General features: G+C 45.7%; 17 protein-coding genes. 4 read left to right on the top strand and 13 right to left on the bottom strand.

All coding sequences use genetic code 11. From position 1 onward, the window contains the following. Positions 1-138: 138 nt before the first annotated feature. Entirely contained in the window at positions 139-3,048 is a 2,910-nt protein-coding gene (gene rapA / locus R7O13_RS20655; RefSeq protein WP_318304608.1) for an RNA polymerase-associated protein RapA, read from the top strand. Between the two features lie 108 nt (positions 3,049-3,156). Here the strand turns inward: rapA and R7O13_RS20650 are convergent, their stop codons facing one another. Further along, the gene (locus R7O13_RS20650; protein WP_005381130.1) at positions 3,157-4,422 is read right to left on the bottom strand and encodes an NRAMP family divalent metal transporter; all 1,266 of its coding nucleotides are present in this window, start codon (positions 4,420-4,422) and stop codon (positions 3,157-3,159) included. Positions 4,423-4,764: 342 nt separating this feature from the next. Here R7O13_RS20650 and rluA point away from each other — a divergent pair, with 342 nt between their 5' ends. Beyond that, the gene (gene rluA, locus R7O13_RS20645) at positions 4,765-5,517 is read left to right on the top strand and encodes a bifunctional tRNA pseudouridine(32) synthase/23S rRNA pseudouridine(746) synthase RluA (protein ID WP_042523486.1); all 753 of its coding nucleotides are present in this window, start codon (positions 4,765-4,767) and stop codon (positions 5,515-5,517) included. Between the two features lie 103 nt (positions 5,518-5,620). After that, positions 5,621-6,583: a D-2-hydroxyacid dehydrogenase gene (locus R7O13_RS20640; RefSeq protein ID WP_151514342.1), complete on the top strand. Its 963-nt coding sequence runs from the start codon at positions 5,621-5,623 to the stop codon at positions 6,581-6,583. A gap of 89 nt (positions 6,584-6,672) precedes the next feature. Here R7O13_RS20640 and yjgA read toward each other — a convergent pair whose 3' ends face one another. Next, positions 6,673-7,200: a ribosome biogenesis factor YjgA gene (yjgA, locus tag R7O13_RS20635; protein WP_005381124.1), complete on the bottom strand. Its 528-nt coding sequence runs from the start codon at positions 7,198-7,200 to the stop codon at positions 6,673-6,675. A 110-nt stretch (positions 7,201-7,310) separates the two neighbouring features. Between yjgA and pmbA the strand changes: the two genes are divergently transcribed. Further along, on the top strand, positions 7,311-8,654 hold the full coding sequence (gene pmbA / locus R7O13_RS20630) for a metalloprotease PmbA (protein WP_213886868.1): 1,344 nt from the start codon (positions 7,311-7,313) through the stop codon (positions 8,652-8,654). Between the two features lie 64 nt (positions 8,655-8,718). Here pmbA and mgtE read toward each other — a convergent pair whose 3' ends face one another. From mgtE to R7O13_RS20575, 11 genes are all read right to left on the bottom strand, one after another. Then, a complete protein-coding gene (gene mgtE / locus R7O13_RS20625) occupies positions 8,719-10,077 on the bottom strand; it encodes a magnesium transporter (RefSeq protein WP_005381121.1) in 1,359 nt (452 codons plus the stop codon). Positions 10,078-10,225: 148 nt separating this feature from the next. Further along, entirely contained in the window at positions 10,226-10,501 is a 276-nt protein-coding gene (locus tag R7O13_RS20620) for an HPr family phosphocarrier protein (RefSeq protein WP_005381120.1), read from the bottom strand. 2 nt (positions 10,502-10,503) lie between these two features. Next, positions 10,504-11,367 carry an RNase adapter RapZ gene (rapZ, locus tag R7O13_RS20615; protein ID WP_005381118.1) on the bottom strand — a complete coding sequence of 288 codons (864 nt, stop codon included), beginning with the start codon at positions 11,365-11,367 and terminating at the stop codon, positions 10,504-10,506. A gap of 14 nt (positions 11,368-11,381) precedes the next feature. After that, positions 11,382-11,828: a PTS IIA-like nitrogen regulatory protein PtsN gene (ptsN, locus tag R7O13_RS20610; protein WP_005381116.1), complete on the bottom strand. Its 447-nt coding sequence runs from the start codon at positions 11,826-11,828 to the stop codon at positions 11,382-11,384. Between the two features lie 2 nt (positions 11,829-11,830). After that, positions 11,831-12,118: a ribosome hibernation promoting factor gene (gene hpf, locus R7O13_RS20605; protein ID WP_005381114.1), complete on the bottom strand. Its 288-nt coding sequence runs from the start codon at positions 12,116-12,118 to the stop codon at positions 11,831-11,833. 24 nt (positions 12,119-12,142) lie between these two features. Then, positions 12,143-13,612 (bottom strand): RNA polymerase factor sigma-54, encoded by a 1,470-nt coding sequence (locus R7O13_RS20600; protein ID WP_005381112.1) that lies wholly within the window; start codon positions 13,610-13,612, stop codon positions 12,143-12,145. 50 nt (positions 13,613-13,662) lie between these two features. Continuing rightward, complete coding sequence (lptB, locus tag R7O13_RS20595) at positions 13,663-14,388, bottom strand: LPS export ABC transporter ATP-binding protein (RefSeq protein ID WP_318304606.1); 726 nt, start codon at positions 14,386-14,388, stop codon at positions 13,663-13,665. Position 14,389: 1 nt separating this feature from the next. Further along, positions 14,390-14,884 carry a lipopolysaccharide transport periplasmic protein LptA gene (gene lptA / locus R7O13_RS20590; protein WP_005381109.1) on the bottom strand — a complete coding sequence of 165 codons (495 nt, stop codon included), beginning with the start codon at positions 14,882-14,884 and terminating at the stop codon, positions 14,390-14,392. Continuing rightward, entirely contained in the window at positions 14,865-15,428 is a 564-nt protein-coding gene (lptC, locus tag R7O13_RS20585) for an LPS export ABC transporter periplasmic protein LptC (RefSeq protein WP_171344972.1), read from the bottom strand. Before lptC ends, lptA begins: the two co-directional genes overlap by 20 nt. Before the next feature lie 86 nt (positions 15,429-15,514). Beyond that, a complete protein-coding gene (kdsD, locus tag R7O13_RS20580) occupies positions 15,515-16,486 on the bottom strand; it encodes an arabinose-5-phosphate isomerase KdsD (RefSeq protein WP_005381104.1) in 972 nt (323 codons plus the stop codon). A 29-nt stretch (positions 16,487-16,515) separates the two neighbouring features. Next, positions 16,516-17,481 (bottom strand): calcium/sodium antiporter, encoded by a 966-nt coding sequence (locus R7O13_RS20575; RefSeq protein ID WP_005381102.1) that lies wholly within the window; start codon positions 17,479-17,481, stop codon positions 16,516-16,518. Between the last annotated feature and the right edge of the window lie 25 nt (positions 17,482-17,506).

Genomic DNA, 17,506 nt, shown 5'->3' with positions numbered 1-17,506 from the left:
ACTCAGTTCATACTGGAATGACGAATGCTATCGGCATAGCAGAAGCCAGAATCAGATCTAAACTATTATCCATGCCTACGGGCATGAGTAGACCAACAAGAAATACGAATCAAGAACTAATAACGAGGTAGTCAATTCATGACATTTGCTTTGGGGCAGCGCTGGATTAGCGATACGGAAAGCGATTTAGGTTTAGGTACCGTTGTAGCAATGAATGCTCGTACTGTGACATTGATGTTTGCAGCGTCAGAGGAAAACCGAGTTTACGCACGTAACGATGCACCTGTTACCCGAGTCACCTTTAATGTTGGGGATGTCATCGATTGCCAAGAAGGTTGGTCTCTAAAAGTAGAAGAAGTACTGGAAGATGAAGGTCTTTACACCTATTTCGGTACTCGTGAAGACACGCAAGAAACCGCTGTTGTTCTGCGTGAGATTTTTCTTAGCAACCAAATTCGTTTTAACAAACCTCAAGATAAGTTGTACGCCGGTCAAATCGACCGTATGGACAACTTTGTTCTGCGTTACCGTGCGCTAACCAACCAGTTTGAGCAGCATAAGAGCCCAATGCGTGGCCTATGTGGTATGCGTGCAGGTTTGATCCCTCATCAGCTTTACATCGCGCACGAAGTTGGCCGTCGTCACGCGCCACGCGTCTTGTTGGCGGATGAGGTAGGTTTGGGTAAAACCATCGAAGCGGGCATGATCATCCACCAACAAGTTCTGTCTGGTCGTGCCGAACGCATTTTGATTGTGGTGCCTGAAACACTGCAGCATCAATGGCTGGTTGAGATGATGCGTCGTTTCAATCTGCATTTCTCTATCTTTGACGAAGAGCGCTGTATCGAAGCTTTTGCGGATGCAGAAAACCCATTTGATACTCAGCAATATGTGCTGTGTTCTTTGGATTTCCTACGCAAGAGCCGCAAGCGTTTTGAACAAGCACTGGAAGGTGAATGGGACCTACTGGTCGTCGATGAAGCGCATCACCTTGAATGGAGCCAAGATAAACCGAGCCGTGAATACCAAGTGGTAGAAGGCTTGGCTGAACGTACTCCAGGTGTGTTGCTACTGACTGCAACGCCAGAGCAGCTTGGTCGTGAGAGTCACTTTGCTCGTCTGCGTTTGTTGGATCCAGACCGCTTCTATGATTACGAAGCGTTCGTTGAGGAAGAAGAGCAATACGCGCCCGTAGCAGATGCGATTACTTCACTCTTTTCCGGTGAAAAGCTACCTAATGAAGCAAAAAACCAGATCACTGAGTTGTTGTCTGAACAAGACGTAGAACCACTTTTCCGTATTATCGAAAGTGAAGCGGACGAAGAAGCTAAAGCGTCGGCACGCCAAGAGCTGATCGATAACTTGATGGATCGTCATGGTACAGGGCGTGTTCTGTTCCGTAATACGCGCGCGGCCATCAAAGGCTTCCCTAAGCGTAACGTGCATCTGATGCCAATGGATATTCCACCGCAATACACTACATCAATGCGTGTTGCTGGGATGATTGGCGGTAAGATGAGTTCTGAAGCACGTGCGATGAAGAACCTTTACCCAGAAGAAATTTTCCAAGAATTTGAAGGCGATGACGCGAGCTGGTGGCAGTTTGACTCGCGTGTGAATTGGTTGCTTGAAAAAGTAAAAGAGAAGCGCAGCGAGAAAATCCTCGTGATTGCTTCTCGTGCGAGTACCGCACTGCAATTGGAGCAAGCACTGCGTGAGCGTGAAGGTATCCGCGCCACCGTTTTCCACGAAGGTATGTCGATTCTTGAACGTGACAAAGCGGCGGCTTACTTTGCGCAAGAAGAAGGTGGAGCACAAGTTCTTATCTGTAGCGAAATCGGCTCTGAAGGTCGTAACTTCCAGTTTGCCAACCAACTTGTCATGTTCGATTTGCCATTCAACCCAGACTTGCTTGAGCAACGTATTGGTCGTTTGGACCGTATCGGTCAAAATCGCGATATCGACATTCATGTTCCTTACCTGAAAGGCACATCGCAAGCGATCCTAGCACGTTGGTTCGATGAAGGCCTGAACGCTTTTGCGGAAACCTGCCCAACAGGCCGTGCTGTTTACGATAAGTACTCCGATGATCTGATTGAAATTCTTGCCTCTGGTGATACCAGTACGCTAGATGAGATCATTGAAGCGTCAGCAAAAATGAATAAAGAGCTGAAATCCCAATTGGAGCAAGGCCGTGATCGCCTATTAGAAATGCATTCAAATGGCGGGGAAAAAGCACAACAAATCGTTGAGAAAATTGAATCAACCGACGGCGATACCAATCTGGTCACCTTCGCACTTTCTCTTTTTGACACGATTGGCTTGAATCAAGACGATAAAGGTGAAAACGCCCTGATTGTGACCCCATCTGAGCACATGATGGTGCCAAGCTACCCAGGTCTGCCATACGAAGGAGCGACGATCACGTTTGATCGTGATACAGCGTTATCTCGTGAAGATATGCACTTTATCAGTTGGGAACACCCAATGATCCAGGGTGGTATCGATCTTCTTATGAGTGAAGGGGTGGGGACGTCTGCGGTATCTCTATTGAAAAACAAAGCGTTACCAGTCGGGACTATTCTTCTTGAGTTGATTTACGCGGTAGATGCGCAAGCGCCAAAACGCAGTGGTATCGCGCGCTTCTTACCGAAAACGCCAATCCGTTTAATGATGGACTCGCGTGGTAATGATTTGTCTGCTCAAGTGGAGTTTGAAAGCTTTAACCGCCAGCTCAGCCCTGTAAACCGTCACTTAGGTAGCAAGTTGGTTACGTCGGTACAGAAAGATGTACACCGCTTAATTGAAGCCGGTGATGTTCTTATTGAAGAGAAGGTTGAAGAAGTACGCAAACAAGCTCATCAAGATATGCAGCACAGTTTGAATGCAGAACTTGAGCGTTTGCAAGCACTGAAAGCGGTGAACCCAAATATTCGTGACGAAGAAATTGAAGCTATCGACGCACAAATTAAAGAGCTCACTGGTTACATCAACCAAGCTCAGGTTCAGCTCGACTCGCTGCGTTTGATTGTGGTGAGCCACAACTAAGTAAGTATTTATTGCTCATTAAAAAAGGTCTTCAGTTGAAGACCTTTTTCTTTATTTACGGTTTAGTTTCTTTAAGCGGAATGCATTAATCACTGATAGCTATCTCATTTACATCAACCACTTCCACCAGATAAATACAGCCAAGAAGCCAAACAAGTAAATCAGGCCTGCAATCGACAACCACTTTAGTTTAGGTCCAACAGCCAAAGGCTCAGGTAACTCAGTTTTGCTCACTAATGTGTAATTTAGCAGAGCAAAGAATGGCGTGGTCATAAAGGCGAGGATCATCGCAAAGTTCAGCATAGGCAATAACGCAGAAGCCCAGAAAACCACAATACCCAATGCAAGTAAGGAGACTACCAACATGATCGCTGAAGTGGTTTTAGGGTTAGTGTCTGGTTGCGAGCGCAGTAAGCGTTGAGAATCCGAAATAACGCGCGAATAGCCATCAATAACGGTAATCGTGCTGCCAAAGATACAGAAAAACGCAATTACCGCGATCAAGTAACGAGACCATTCGCCAATCGTTGCCGCATATAAGCCAACCAATTGGTGGGAGAAGCCAACGCCAGAGCTTTCAAGCGCAACGCCAGAACCATAAAGCATCAAAGAGCCTAGCGATACAAAGATAATGGCAAGAAACGCCGTGCCAATATAACCGACATTAAAGTCAAATAGAGCAGAGCGGTATGTTACTTCTTGCTGGCTTGATTGGCGTTTTAGCCACGCTGAGGTTAAACAGGAGATCTCAATCGGTGCAGGCATCCACCCCATTGTCACAACGATAAAACCAATAGCCGCAATAGACCAAGGTGACGGCGGTTCGAAGTTGGCCACTTGTTCAACAGGGTTACCAAAGGCGATAGAAACAGCGAGTAAAGTCGCGATGGTTAACACCGACATGATCACCTTAGATAGCGTATCGAGCGCTTTGTAATGGCCAGCAAATAATATGATCAGGCAGGTGACAATCACAATGATGCTGAGTGATGCCATTGATAGTGAAAACGGAATGAAGTAGCCCAGCAAGCTAGCGCTAAACATCAACAAAGCGGCGGTATTGATGACGGCCGATACCACGCTCAGAAATAGAAATAGCCATAGATAAGGCCGACCTAATTTCGCGTAGCCCTCAACCAAGGTCAGCCCTGTCCCCATGGTGTACTGTACGCCCGCTCGGAAAAAAGGGTATTTAAACAGGTTTACGAGCAGAATCAGTGCAGCCAATTGCCAACCATAAATCGCACCAGCCTTGGTTGATGCCACGAGGTGAGAGCCACCGACCGCAGCAGATGCCATTAATATGCCGGGGCCTAGCGAACGAAAAAATAAGGAAAGTTTGGATTGGGGTTTATCTATAACGGCGGAGTCCATTGCTTATTGTCCTTTTTATCTTATGTATCTTTCTAAAGAGATACATACCGCAGTACATGACAAGCTGAGCGAACGCCCTATACTGCGCAACGGTAATGTCTTTTAAATGCTGTGTTTTGGTGTATTTATTTTAAGTATTCTTTGCGAATATCATGCTGTGTGCATCTAGCACTCTATTCAGTTATGCGTCTTGTTGTCAAACTAAATTTACAACGTGCTATTTTTAGTTTTTATGCTAAAGGATTGACTTTGTTTTATTGGGTTGAACTTTTCTTCAGAATCCTGCATCTGGGTGCTATTTGGGTATATAATCGTGGCGTTTTTATTTTGTAGAGATCTCCCATGGCAATGCTTGAATATACCCCTCCCACCGACCCTTGGGTTGATATCGTTTTTGAGGATGACGACATTCTGGCAGTGAATAAGCCATCAGGGCTGCTGTCTGTCCCTGGTCGCCTTGCAGAGCATTACGACAGCATGTGGAGCCGCCTCAAAGAGTTGCATCCAGAAATTCAAGTTGTGCATCGCTTGGATATGTCGACATCAGGGTTGATGTTGCTGGCGAAAAACAAACCCGCGGAGCGAGCATTAAAAAAGCAGTTCCAATATCGCCTCACTCACAAGGTGTATTACGCACGTGTTTGGGGGCATGTTGAGCCGCAAGAAGGGAATATTGATCTTCCATTAATTTGTGATTGGCCAAATCGTCCACGACAAAAAGTATGTTTTGACGACGGCAAACCATCTCAAACTTTATTCCAAGTAGTGAAGCGTGAAGTGCACCCTGATGGCACCCATACAACCGTTGTGCGGTTACTCCCCATTACTGGTCGATCGCATCAGTTACGCGTGCATTTGATGGCGATTGGTCATGCGATTGTGGGTGATGAGTTTTATGCAAGCGAAGAGGCGTATCAGTTTTCAGAACGTTTAGAGTTGCACGCTGCGGAGCTAAGTTTTTATCATCCAGCTACGGATCAGCTGAGCAGTATTTTTGTACCCTGTGACTTTTATTCTGAAGCCGAGGCGATGATCTTTAACTATTTTTCGCCAGAGCGTACATTGCCTGATTATAAAACGTTGCCACACCCTTAATGCCAATTGCACTCAACAGCGGTTCTTTCTAGTTCGCTATTTTTGGCTATTTCGTTACTGTGGTTGATGTATCCTGTCTTTCAGCCGTGAACAAGGAGTTGTTATGTCTTTGCCAAGCATCGTATTTTTAGACCGAGCGACCATCCCAGAACATATTGAGGTCCCACGACCTGGCTTTCCGCACCACTGGCGTGAGTACGACCTAACTGCGCCTGAGCAGGTAATAGAAAGGTTAGCAGATGCCGATATCGTGATTAGCAATAAAGTCCTGCTTGACCAACATGTATTAGAGCAACTACCAAAATTACGGATGATCGCGGTTGCCGCAACTGGTTTTAACAACGTCGATGTGAACTACTGTGCTAATCATGATATTGCGGTTGCTAATGTACGTGGTTACGCGACGCGTTCGGTGCCCGAGCACGTGATGGCAATGTTATTCGCTTTAAGACGGAATTTATTTGGGTACCACCAAGATATTGCCGCAGGTGAGTGGCAGCGTAACCAGCAGTTTTGTTTTTTTACTCACCCAATCGGGGATATTGGTGGTAGCACGTTAGGTGTTGTTGGTAGTGGGGCACTAGGGCAAGCGACGGCGAATCTGGCTCAAGCGTTAGGAATGACCGTGTTGTTTTCTGAGCGTAAAGGGGCGGCAGAATGTAGACCAGGTTATGTGCCGTTTGAGGAAGTATTAAAACGCTCCGATGCGCTGACTTTGCATTGCCCGCTCAACGATCGTACTCAGAATTTAATTGGTCAAGCTGAGTTGCAACAAATGAAGTCCAACGCCATTTTGATTAATACAGGGCGTGGAGGTTTGGTGGATGAGAGCGCGCTGGTGGATGCCTTAAAACAGCAAGAAATTGCAGCGGCTGGTTTTGATGTTTTTACACAAGAACCGGCTGATGAGAGCAATCCGCTGATTGCCAATATGAGTTTACCTAATTTGTTACTTACACCGCATGTTGCATGGGGCAGCGACTCATCTATCCAACGTTTAGCGGAAATCTTGATTGAGAACATTAACGCTTTCGAGCGCGGAGACCGCGTGAATCGCTTAGTGTAACGCTGACAGTAAAACCAAAGATAAAAAAAGCAGACATTGACGTCTGCTTTTTGCGTTTAAATCGAATGCTCATTGCTTGAGCCGTCGAATTAAAACTCTTCTTCGTTTAGACCTTTAAGGATCTGAAAGATTTCGCGGTACGCTTTTGCTGGTTTCCCAGCTTTTTTCTCTTTCGCTGCTTGGCGAGCAAGTTGGCGTAGACGCTGACGATCCGCTTCTGGGTACATTTCCATTACGTCATCAATGGCTTTGTCACCTTCTTCCACTACGCGATCACGCAACGCTTCAAGTTTGTGGAATACCGCCGTTAATTGAGAGTGCTTATTACGAATTTTATCCAGTGCGGCTTGGATTGGCTCTGGATCTTCGTAACGCATCAATTTACCGATACGTTGTAATTGGCGACGACGCGCTTCATTTTTAAAGCGTTGCGCGTCAGCAATTGCTTCTCGCAAATCTTCACTCAATGGAAACTTTTCTAGAACTGAAGGTTTGAGGCCGACAAGCTCCTCACCTAGCTTTTGCAGTTCTTCCATGTCTCGCTTCATCTCGGATTTACTTACCCAGATGATCTCTTCTTCTGGTTCCCATGGCGCTTTTTGATTCTTACGTGCCATTTCAGTTGCCTGTGTTTTGATTAATATTATGACTATTTTAACAAGAATCATGGGGAGAAAGCGAAATTCTTGTTATCCTATTGTTCATCAAAGACAAGATGTGAAAGACAATGGATATTAAACAGCAGGTTGCTGAGCAACGTACCGAGCTAGAGCAAGCCGTCGCAAGAGCCTTAAAGCTTGCATCGGCAAAATCTGACGCCGCCGAAGTCGCAATTACTAAAAGCACTGGTTTAAGTGTTTCAACTCGTATGGGTGAAGTAGAAAATGTCGAGTTCAACAGCGATGGTGCGCTGGGCATTACCGTTTACCGAGGTCAACGCAAAGGCAGTGCTTCCACGTCTGATTTAAGTGAAGCGGCAATCGAGCAAACCGTTATAGCGGCGCTAGATATTGCACATTACACATCTGAAGACCCATTTGCAGGCCCTGCAGCAAAAGAATACATGGTGCAAGAGATCCCGGAGCTTGATCTTTTCCACCCTGACGCACCCGATCCAGACTATGCTGCCGATGTGGCGATTGCCGCTGAGAAAGAAGCGCTAAGTTATGACAGAGCAATCAAGCAAAGTGATGGCGCGAGTTATGATAGTCATTATGGCGTGAAAGTGTATGGCAATAGCCATGGCTTATTAGCTAGTTATGCGTCTAGCCGCCATAGTACTAGCTGTTGTGTAATTGGCGTTGGTCAAAACGGCGAGATGGAACGTGATTACAGCTACACCGTGGCACGTCATCGTGATGACTTATGGACCCCAGAAACGGTGGGTCGTAAGGCGGCAGAGAATACGGTTAACCGCTTAGATGCGCAGCGTCTAAAAACAGGTCAATACCCAATCATGTTTGCGGCTGATGTTGCGACAGGCTTGATTGGCCATCTCGTTATGGCGATCAGCGGTGGTAACCTGTACCGAAAATCTTCTTTCTTACTTGACCATCTAGGCAAACAAGTGCTTCCTGATTGGTTCAATATCTCAGAACGTCCGCATGTATTGCGTGGTTTGGCATCAAGTCCATTCGATAGTGAAGGTGTGTACACTCAAGACCGTGAGATCATTACCGACGGTGTGCTAGCAACTTATCTGTTAACCAGTTATGCCGCACGTAAAATGAAGATGACGCCGACAGGTCACGCTGGTGGGATTCATAACTGGTACGTGAAGTCGACAGGCCAAAACTTCGAGCAAATGCTTAAAGAGCTCGGTACTGGTCTTCTAGTGACAGAAGTCATGGGACAAGGTGTGAACGTGGTAACGGGTGATTACTCTCGCGGTGCCGCAGGCTTCTGGGTTGAGAATGGCGAAATCCAATACCCAGTATCAGAAATTACCATCGCAGGTAATCTAAAAGACATGTTCACCAAGATTGTGGCGGTTGGTAGTGATATTGAAACGCGCTCACAAATCCAAACGGGCTCTATCCTACTGGATAGCATGAAAGTGGCGGGTGAATAAGCTTTTCTAGCAATTCAGAATCAAAAAAGCCTGATGTGTTCATCAGGCTTTTTCGTTTTTTCTGTTAGGTAATCAGTATTGTGGCAAGCCCTAAGAAGACAGATAAACCAATCACATCCGTCACCGTTGTTAATGCCATACCACCAGCTAAAGCGGGATCGATGTTCATTTTTTTCAATAGGATTGGAATCGTTACTCCGGCAATACCTGCGACCAATAAGTTGGTCAGCATGGCGGCGGAAATGATTCCTCCGAGCATCCAGTTACCTTTCCAAGCAACAACAATACCACCAATAATCAGCGCCCACATGATACCGTTGAGTAAGCCGATCGAGGCTTCTTTCATTAACAGTTCGCGTTTGTTTGAGTCACCGATATGACCAAGAGCAAGACCACGAATCACTAGTGCGACGGTTTGGTTACCAGCGACACCACCCATGGACGGAACAATCGTCATCAATACCGCAATGGCCGCCATTTGATCTAATGTGGCCTCAAACATGTTAGAAACGGAAGCAGCAGCAAGGGCGGCTAATACGTTAGCGCCAAGCCAGATACTGCGTTTGCGAGCTGATTTTACAACAGGCGCGAAAGTATCTTCGTCATCGTCCATACCCGCCATACTCATCATCGAGTGTTCCGCGTCTTCACGAATAACGTCAACCACGTCATCGATGGTGATACGGCCGACCAAATGCAAGTTTTCATCAACAACAGGTGCAGATACCCAATTACGGCGTTCGAACAGACTCGCAACATCTGAGTCGCTAGTATCGACGGTGATGGCCTCGTCCGCGTCTTCCATTACATCAATGATTTTTACGTCTGGCTGAGTGGTAATAAGCGTCGTGATCGGCAGTTCACCGATGAGCTTACTCTCTTCATCGATCACATACAGGGCATCCGTAGCTTCTGGAAGCTCGCCTTTCATACGTAGATAACGCAAAACTACGTCCACATCGACGTCACCACGAATTGTGATGACGTCGGTGTTCATCAGTCCACCCGCGGTGTCTTCTGGGTAGGATAGGGCGGTTTCGACCCGTAGACGGTCAGAGGAGTCCATTTGCGACAGGACTTCGCGTGACAGGTTGTCAGGCAAGCTACGCAGTACGTAAGCCACGTCATCGGTATCCATGCCTTCTGTCGCTTCTGCAAGCGCTTCTGGTGCCATTTTGGATACGAGGCTGTCTTTGACGTCTTCGTTCAGCTCGTCAAGGATTTCACCATAATCTTCAGGGTCGGTGAGTTGCCAAAGAACTTCACGGCTCTTCCGTGGGGAGGCTTCTAAAAGGTGAGCGATATCCTCAGGTTCCATGTCCTGTAATTGACGACGAACATGGACGAAGCGGCCATTTTCTAGCGCTTCTGTGACTTCTTGGAGGGCTTGGTGAGCTTGGTCGAATTCAATTTGCTCTGCCATTCATTCCTCCCAATTCCTGATATTTACAATGCGTTGAATAATAACTTAATTCTAGGCGCCTTTTAATAACAACTTATGATACTAAGCAAATTTATTTATTAGGTCAGGGAAGAGAAAGATAATGGGAGGTAAGAAAAAAGCGAGTAAACTACTCGCCTTCATCAAATTTATCTTCGATCAAGTGGCAAACGGCATCCAGTGCTTCTTCCGCTTGCCCACCCGTTGCGTGGATCGTGACGTATTGTCCTTGAGCGGACTCTAGCATTAACAGGCCCATTACGCTGTCTGCTGTGGCGGTTTTGTCTTCTTCATTGTCGATGGTGATGACCGCTTCAAAGCTCTGTGCCAGTTCGACCAGTTTGACTGCTGCACGAGCATGTAAGCCAAGGCGGTTTTGAATCAATACTTTACGACTTAACTCCACGGCTATTCCTTAGCGTTTTTCTCTAGTGAGGTATGGCGAATTTGTACTTGGTGTCCTTTGTTGGCGAAGTATTCACCGATTTGCTGAGTTAAGTACACCGAGCGGTGCTTACCACCAGTACAACCGATTGCAACGGTCAGGTAGCTGCGGTTGTTTTTCTCAAGCAGAGGTAACCAATTCTCTATAAAGCTTTCAATTTGATATTTCAAACTTAACACCGATTGGTGTTGCTCTAAAAATGCGGCGATAGGAGCATCCAGACCTGTAAGCGGGCGTAGTGCTGGTTCCCAATGTGGGTTAGGTAAGAAGCGAACGTCGAATACGTAATCGGCATCGGAAGGCAGGCCGTATTTAAAACCAAAAGACTCAAATACCATAACGAGCCCTTTGCGATCTCTGCCTTCAACGCGCATACGCACGGTTTCACTCAATTCATGCAAAGACTGCCCACTACTATTTAGGACCAGATCTGCATGCGCTTTGAGTGGCGTCAAAATTTGTTTCTCACGCTCGATGGCTTGATCGAGCGAGAGGGAGGTGCCACCTAAAGATAACGGGTGAATTCGGCGTGTTTCGCTGTAGCGTTTGAGTAGCGTTTCTTTATTGGCGTCCAAGAAAAGCACGGTCACATCAAGCTCAGTTTTTAACTGTTCTAGTGTACTCGTCAGTTCTTTTAGCTTTTTAGGAATATTGCGAATATCAATGCTGACTGCAACATTCTGTTTGCTGTCAGCAACAGAATGAACAAATGCGTCCAGCAAGTTAACTGGTAGGTTATCAACACAGTAGTAACCTAAGTCTTCCAGTACACGAAGCGCAATACTTTTACCGGCACCTGAGTGCCCGCTAACAACGATTAGTCGCATGGAGTTAGTCCTGCTTATTGGTGAATCATGATGTCGTAAAGTTCTTCATCACTCTGAGCATTACGCAGTAGTTTTAATACTTGCTTATCGCTCAGACGTTCTGCCATAGAGGATAGAGTCTTGAGGTGCTCTTTGCACTGTTCTTCTGGTACAAGGAGCGCAAAAAGAAGATCGACAGGTCGATTGTCAATCGCATCAAATTCGATTGCTTCATCACATTGCAGTAAGACAGCAATGGCCTTGTCGCTTGATTGCATTCTCGCGTGAGGGATCGCAATACCGTTTCCGATACCGGTACTGCCCATTTTTTCTCTATTGAGCATGCATTCGAACAGCTCGGTAGAATCTTGGCCCGTTTGATCAGCCACGATACGGCTGATCATTTCAAGGGCGCGTTTTTTACTCGTGCAGTGGACCGCACTTTTGGTGCAGTCCAATGACAGTATTTCGCTCAGTTGCATGATTAATGACTGTTTAGTTTTTCTTTGTGCTTATTAAGTTGGCGAACCAATTTATCTACCAGCGAATCGATCGCGGCATACATATTTTCGTCATCGGCTGATGCGTGGATTTCGCCTTGATTTATGTGAAGCGTAGCTTCCGCGATTTGAGTAATTTTTTCAACTTTTAGTACAACATGCACTTGATTGATGTGGTCGAAGAACCTTTCGAGCTTCTGAAACTTAGAATTTACATAGTCTTGCATTGAATCGGTAAGATCAACGTGATGGCCTTGAATATTGATTTGCATAGACTTTCCTTTTCAGTTAGTGCCTTATAATAGGCGTTTACGCTGACTTGAAGGGGCAATTCCCAAGGATTCGCGATATTTGGCTATCGTACGTCTTGCGACCTGAATCCCTTGGTCAGCCAGAAGAGCAGCAATCTTGCTATCACTCAGTGGTTTGGCAGTATTCTCTGCTGCGACCAGTTTTTTAATGAGTGCACGAATTGCTGTTGACGAACATTCTCCGCCGTTGTCAGTACTAACATGGCTAGAGAAGAAGTACTTCAATTCAAAAATACCACGTGGTGTATGCATAAATTTTTGCGTTGTTACACGAGAAATCGTGGATTCATGCATGTCCACAGCCAAAGCGACATCATTGAGCACCATTGGCTTCATGGCTTCCTCACCATACTCGAAGAAATCTTGTTGATGTTCAACAATACATCTTGCAACTTTGAGTAGCGTCTCGTTTCTACTCTCTAAGCTCTTAATTAACCATTTTGCCTCTTGCAAATTGCTGCGGATGTACTGGCTATCCGCGCTATTACCTTTGCCTAATTGAGCATATTGTTGATTTACTTTTAATTTTGGCACGCTATCCGGGTTTATAGAAACGGTCCATTTGCCATTGTCTTTAAAAACGGATACGTCTGGAATTACGTACTCGGTATCATCAGGAGTGATGCGACTACCTGGACGAGGATCTAACTGTTGGATAAGCTTTAAGACTTCACGAAGATCGGCTTCTTTCAGCTTAGTCTCTTTGATGACGAGCTTGTAGTCACGGTTGCCTAGGTGATCAATGTGATCCGCAAGTATCATTTTAGCTTCAGCAAGCCACGGCGTGTCTTCTGGGAAGGTCGTCAGTTGCAGTAACAAACATTCTTGTAAGTTACGCGATGCAACGCCAAGAGGATCGAATTGTTGAATGCGTTTACGAACAGCTTCTACTTCGTCTAACTCTATCTCTTCATTATCGAAGCTCTCATGAATCTCTTCAGGCGACAAAGTTAAATAGCCGTAGTCGTCAACAGCGTCAATAATCGCTAATGCAATCGTGCGGTCGGTTTCACTGAATGGTGTTAGGTCAAGCTGCCACATGAGGTAATCATGTAATGATTCAGTGGTTTCGCCCTGGTAGACGGGCATATCATCATCAAGAGCTAAGCCAGTGCTACCAGTATTCGCGCTGTAGACGTCATCCCAAGTCGTGTCGATTTCAAGTTCAGAGCTAATTTCTGATTTCTCTATCACATCGGAGCTATCTGGAACGTCAATTTCTGTTGGTTCGCTAGCACTGTTGCTATCAGCAGCCTCGACCGCTGACTTATCTTCACCGTTTGCTAGAGGCTCGTCTTGGCCTTCTTCAACTTCCAATAATGGGTTGGAGTCCAACGCTTCTTGGATTTCTTGTTGAAGATCGAGTGTCGACAATTGCAATAAGCGAATCGCTTGCTGCAACTGTGGCGTCATGGCTAACTGCTGACCTAGCTTGAGTTGTAATGAAGGTTTCATTCAGTGTTACTTACCTTGTAATGCTCAGAATCTTACCGTTCCTAATATAATCATAGACGGAATTGTTCGCCGAGATAAACTTGTTTCACCTGTTCATTATTGAGAACTTCTGCCGGAGTTCCCGATGCAATTAGGTGCCCTTGGCTCACGATATAGGCTTTTTCACATACGTCCAGTGTTTCACGTACATTATGGTCAGTGATTAACACTCCGAGACCACGATCGCGCAGATGCTCAATGATTTTCTTGATGTCATTAACCGAAATTGGGTCAACACCAGCGAAAGGTTCATCCAATAAAATGAACTGAGGGTTGGCCGCTAGAGCTCGAGCGATTTCCACCCTGCGTCGCTCACCCCCTGATAGTGCCATACCAGCACTGGTTCTGATGTGCAGGATGTGGAATTCTTCCAACAAATCTTCCAGTTTATCTTGGCGCTCTTCCCTCGTCATTTCTTGACGAGTTTCAAGTACGGCCATGATGTTATCTTCTACTGAAAGCTTACGGAAAATCGACGCTTCTTGCGGAAGATAGCCAATGCCAAGTCGTGAACGGCTATGCATCGGCAAAATACTGATGTCATTGTCGTCAATGGTAATGGTGCCTTCATCGCGAGGTACTAAGCCGACAATCATGTAAAACGAGGTGGTTTTACCCGCACCGTTTGGACCGAGCAGCCCAACAATCTGACCAGATTCAACTTCTAAGCTAACATCAGTGACGACTTTGCGTTTTTTGTAGCTTTTCGCCAAGTTTTTCGCACTCAGTACTGCCATATTAGTTCTCTATCTGATTGGGTTGCAAAATGGTCGTAACGCGCTCTTCCTTAGAGCTATCAGCGACTAGCTTTTGTTTACCAATTTGGTAACGAATCGAAGAACCTTTGATGGTGTTGTTGTCTTGCGCCAGCTGCGCTTGACCTTTCATGGTCAGTTCGTCTGTAGAAATACGGTAATCCAACTCCGTAGCTTGACCACTAAGTGTTTTACCATCGTCCATCAGCTGAGAAAACTTCGCAGGTTTACCAAATGCTTGAATCTGTTTAATTGCTTCGGTTTTAGGATCGCGAGTTACCACGATTCTATCAGCATCGATATTGATGCTCCCTTGCTTAAGAGATACATCGCCTTCAAAAACAACCTGGTTACTCTTCATATCCACCTGTTGGGTGTCAGAGTTTATGTAAACCGGCTGTTGAGTATCCGACTTGAGTGCCAGCGCTTGAGGCGCCGCCAATACCAGTGCCAGTAGGCTAAGGTGTAACGGTTTCATATCGACCTTGAACTTCATCTGTCAGAGTCGCAGTATGCTGTTTTAAGTTGCCTTGCATTGCGCCTCCAGTAGTTTCAAATAGTGGTCCAACCAACATCACTTGTTGGTCAGCTTTAAAATCACGATTGGTTAGATTAATGACCAATTTGTCTGTTGCCATGGTATCAAAACTCGCACCAGGCAGAAGATTTTGCATTAAGACTTTGTCATATAAAGTCAAAACTTGGTCTTCATCTAACACTGCTCTTGTGGCAGTCACCTTCCATTCAATGACGCTACCTTCACGGTAAACCATCAAAGTCGGGTTATTAAAAATAGTATCTCCACTCTTAGCATAATGGTCTAAGTTAGTGGAGCGAATGATGTAACTGCGGACACCATCTTCACCGTAGGTGATGTTTTCTAATCCAGAACCACTGAACATGGGCAGTTCAGAATCTGGTGCTACTTGAATTGCGTCGTTGCCTTTAGGGGTTAGTAGGTAATAACCGCACCACGCTACAACGAAGATCAAGAGCAAATAAATAAGGCGAGTAAAACTCATATAATGAAGGCCTATCGTTTAGCTCAGTACTTCCCTGACCATTGCCTTTATTCGTCTAATAAATGATTTAAATGTTTGTGCTGATATTACATCACGCCAGCTTTTAGTAAATCGTGCATGTTCAGTGCACCCACAATTTTTTCGTCTTTACATAAAATCAGAGCGTTAATGTTTTTATTCTGCATCAAGTTCAAACCTTCAACCGCCAGCATATCAGGGTGTGCTGTGGTTGGGTTTGTCGTCATGACCTCGCCAATTGCCGTCGTATGAATATCGATACGCTTGTCTAAGGTACGACGTAAATCACCATCGGTGAATATACCAAGCATAGCATCGTGCTCATCGACGATGGCTGTCATGCCTAACCCCTTTTCTGAAATTTCAAGCAGGGCATCGCGAATTAATGCGTCAGGAGAAACTTTAGGTAACGCTTCTCCAAAGTGCATAATATCAGACAACTTAAGTAGCAGTTTTCTCCCCAGTGCACCACCTGGGTGAGATAGGGCAAAATCTTCGGCAGAAAAACCACGAGCTTGAAGCAGAGCTACGGCTAATGCATCTCCCATCACTAATGTGGCAGTCGTACTGCTAGTTGGCGCCAGGCCTAACGGACAAGCTTCTTGAGGTACCGTAATTTGCAGGTGTAAGTCAGACAGCTTGGCCATATTTGATTCTGGCTTACCTGTCATGCTGATGATCTTAATATTCAGGCGCTTTAATACTGGAAATAGAGACAGAATTTCGTTTGATTCACCAGAGTTAGAAATTGCCAGCACAATGTCACCAGGGCTAATCATACCCAAGTCACCATGTGCGGCTTCGCCTGGATGAACGAAAAACGCCGAAGTCCCAGTGCTTGCCAGAGTGGCGGCAATCTTGTTACCAATATGGCCTGACTTGCCAATACCCATAACGACAACTTTGCCGTTGTTGGAAAGGATAAGTTCACACGCTTTTTCAAATTGATCATCAAAGTAGGTATCTAGCTCTTGCAGAGCAGCAACTTCGATATCAAGAACTTGTTTAGCAGCAGCGCGAAAATCAAATTGATTGGACATATCAGATCTCTACTTATTGATCGTGGTAATTAAGCGGTCATGTTTGCGAATAAGTACACTTGGTAACCTAAGAAGCACACAAACAAGATGGCACCTTCAATACGGTTAATACTGCGTGATTTACCCAAACACATCGCGACAAGTAACAATGAAACGCCTAACATGACCCAGAAGTCACGTCCCATCGCGTACTCACTGAGCACCGATGGATTAATGATGCCAGGAATCCCCATTACCGCCAGAATGTTAAACACATTCGAACCGATAATGTTACCGACAGCCATGTCGTCTTCACCCTTTAAAACTCCCGCAAGTGATGCGGCTAGTTCTGGCAGGCTAGTGCCAATGGCGATAATAGTTAGACCGATAACAAGGTCGCTCATACCAAAGTGTTTAGCAATAATTACCGCGTTATCAACCAGCATGCTGGCTGCCAAAGGAAGCAGTATCAAGCCAATAACCACCCACATGATTGCTTTAGGGTTACTGACGCCTTCTGGGATCTCTGACTCTTGGTCATCAAGAAAAACATCACCTGATTTTTGCTCTTTGCGGCTGATTTGCAACATAGCAAATAAAAATGCCCCAAAGAGTACAAACAATAAGACACCCTCATAAAAACCGAGATGGCTATTCCAAAGCAGAATACCAGCGAGTACGGTTACGGCTATCATGAGTGGAAGTTCTCGGCGGATGACGGCGGAGCTAATCGACAAAGGCTTGATCAGCGCTGTAATACCTAGGATTAACGCAATGTTCGCTATGTTTGAGCCTAATACGTTACCCACCGCTGTATCTGTTTTGCCATCCCAAGCAGCGGTTGCAGATACCATCATCTCAGGGGCGGATGAGCCCATCGCAAGGATTGTCATGCCGATGACAAGCGGGGAAATACCGACGTTGCGGGCTATCGCTGCAGAGCCAAAAACAAGTTTATCTGCACTCCAAACAAGCAAAACAAGACCGACTATAAGCAACGCAACGGCTTCGAGCATGAGAATTCCTAAGTATTAAATAAGT

It is taken from the genome of Vibrio sp. Y176 (assembly GCF_033438945.1).
This window is presented reverse-complemented; position numbering and strand designations above follow the sequence as displayed.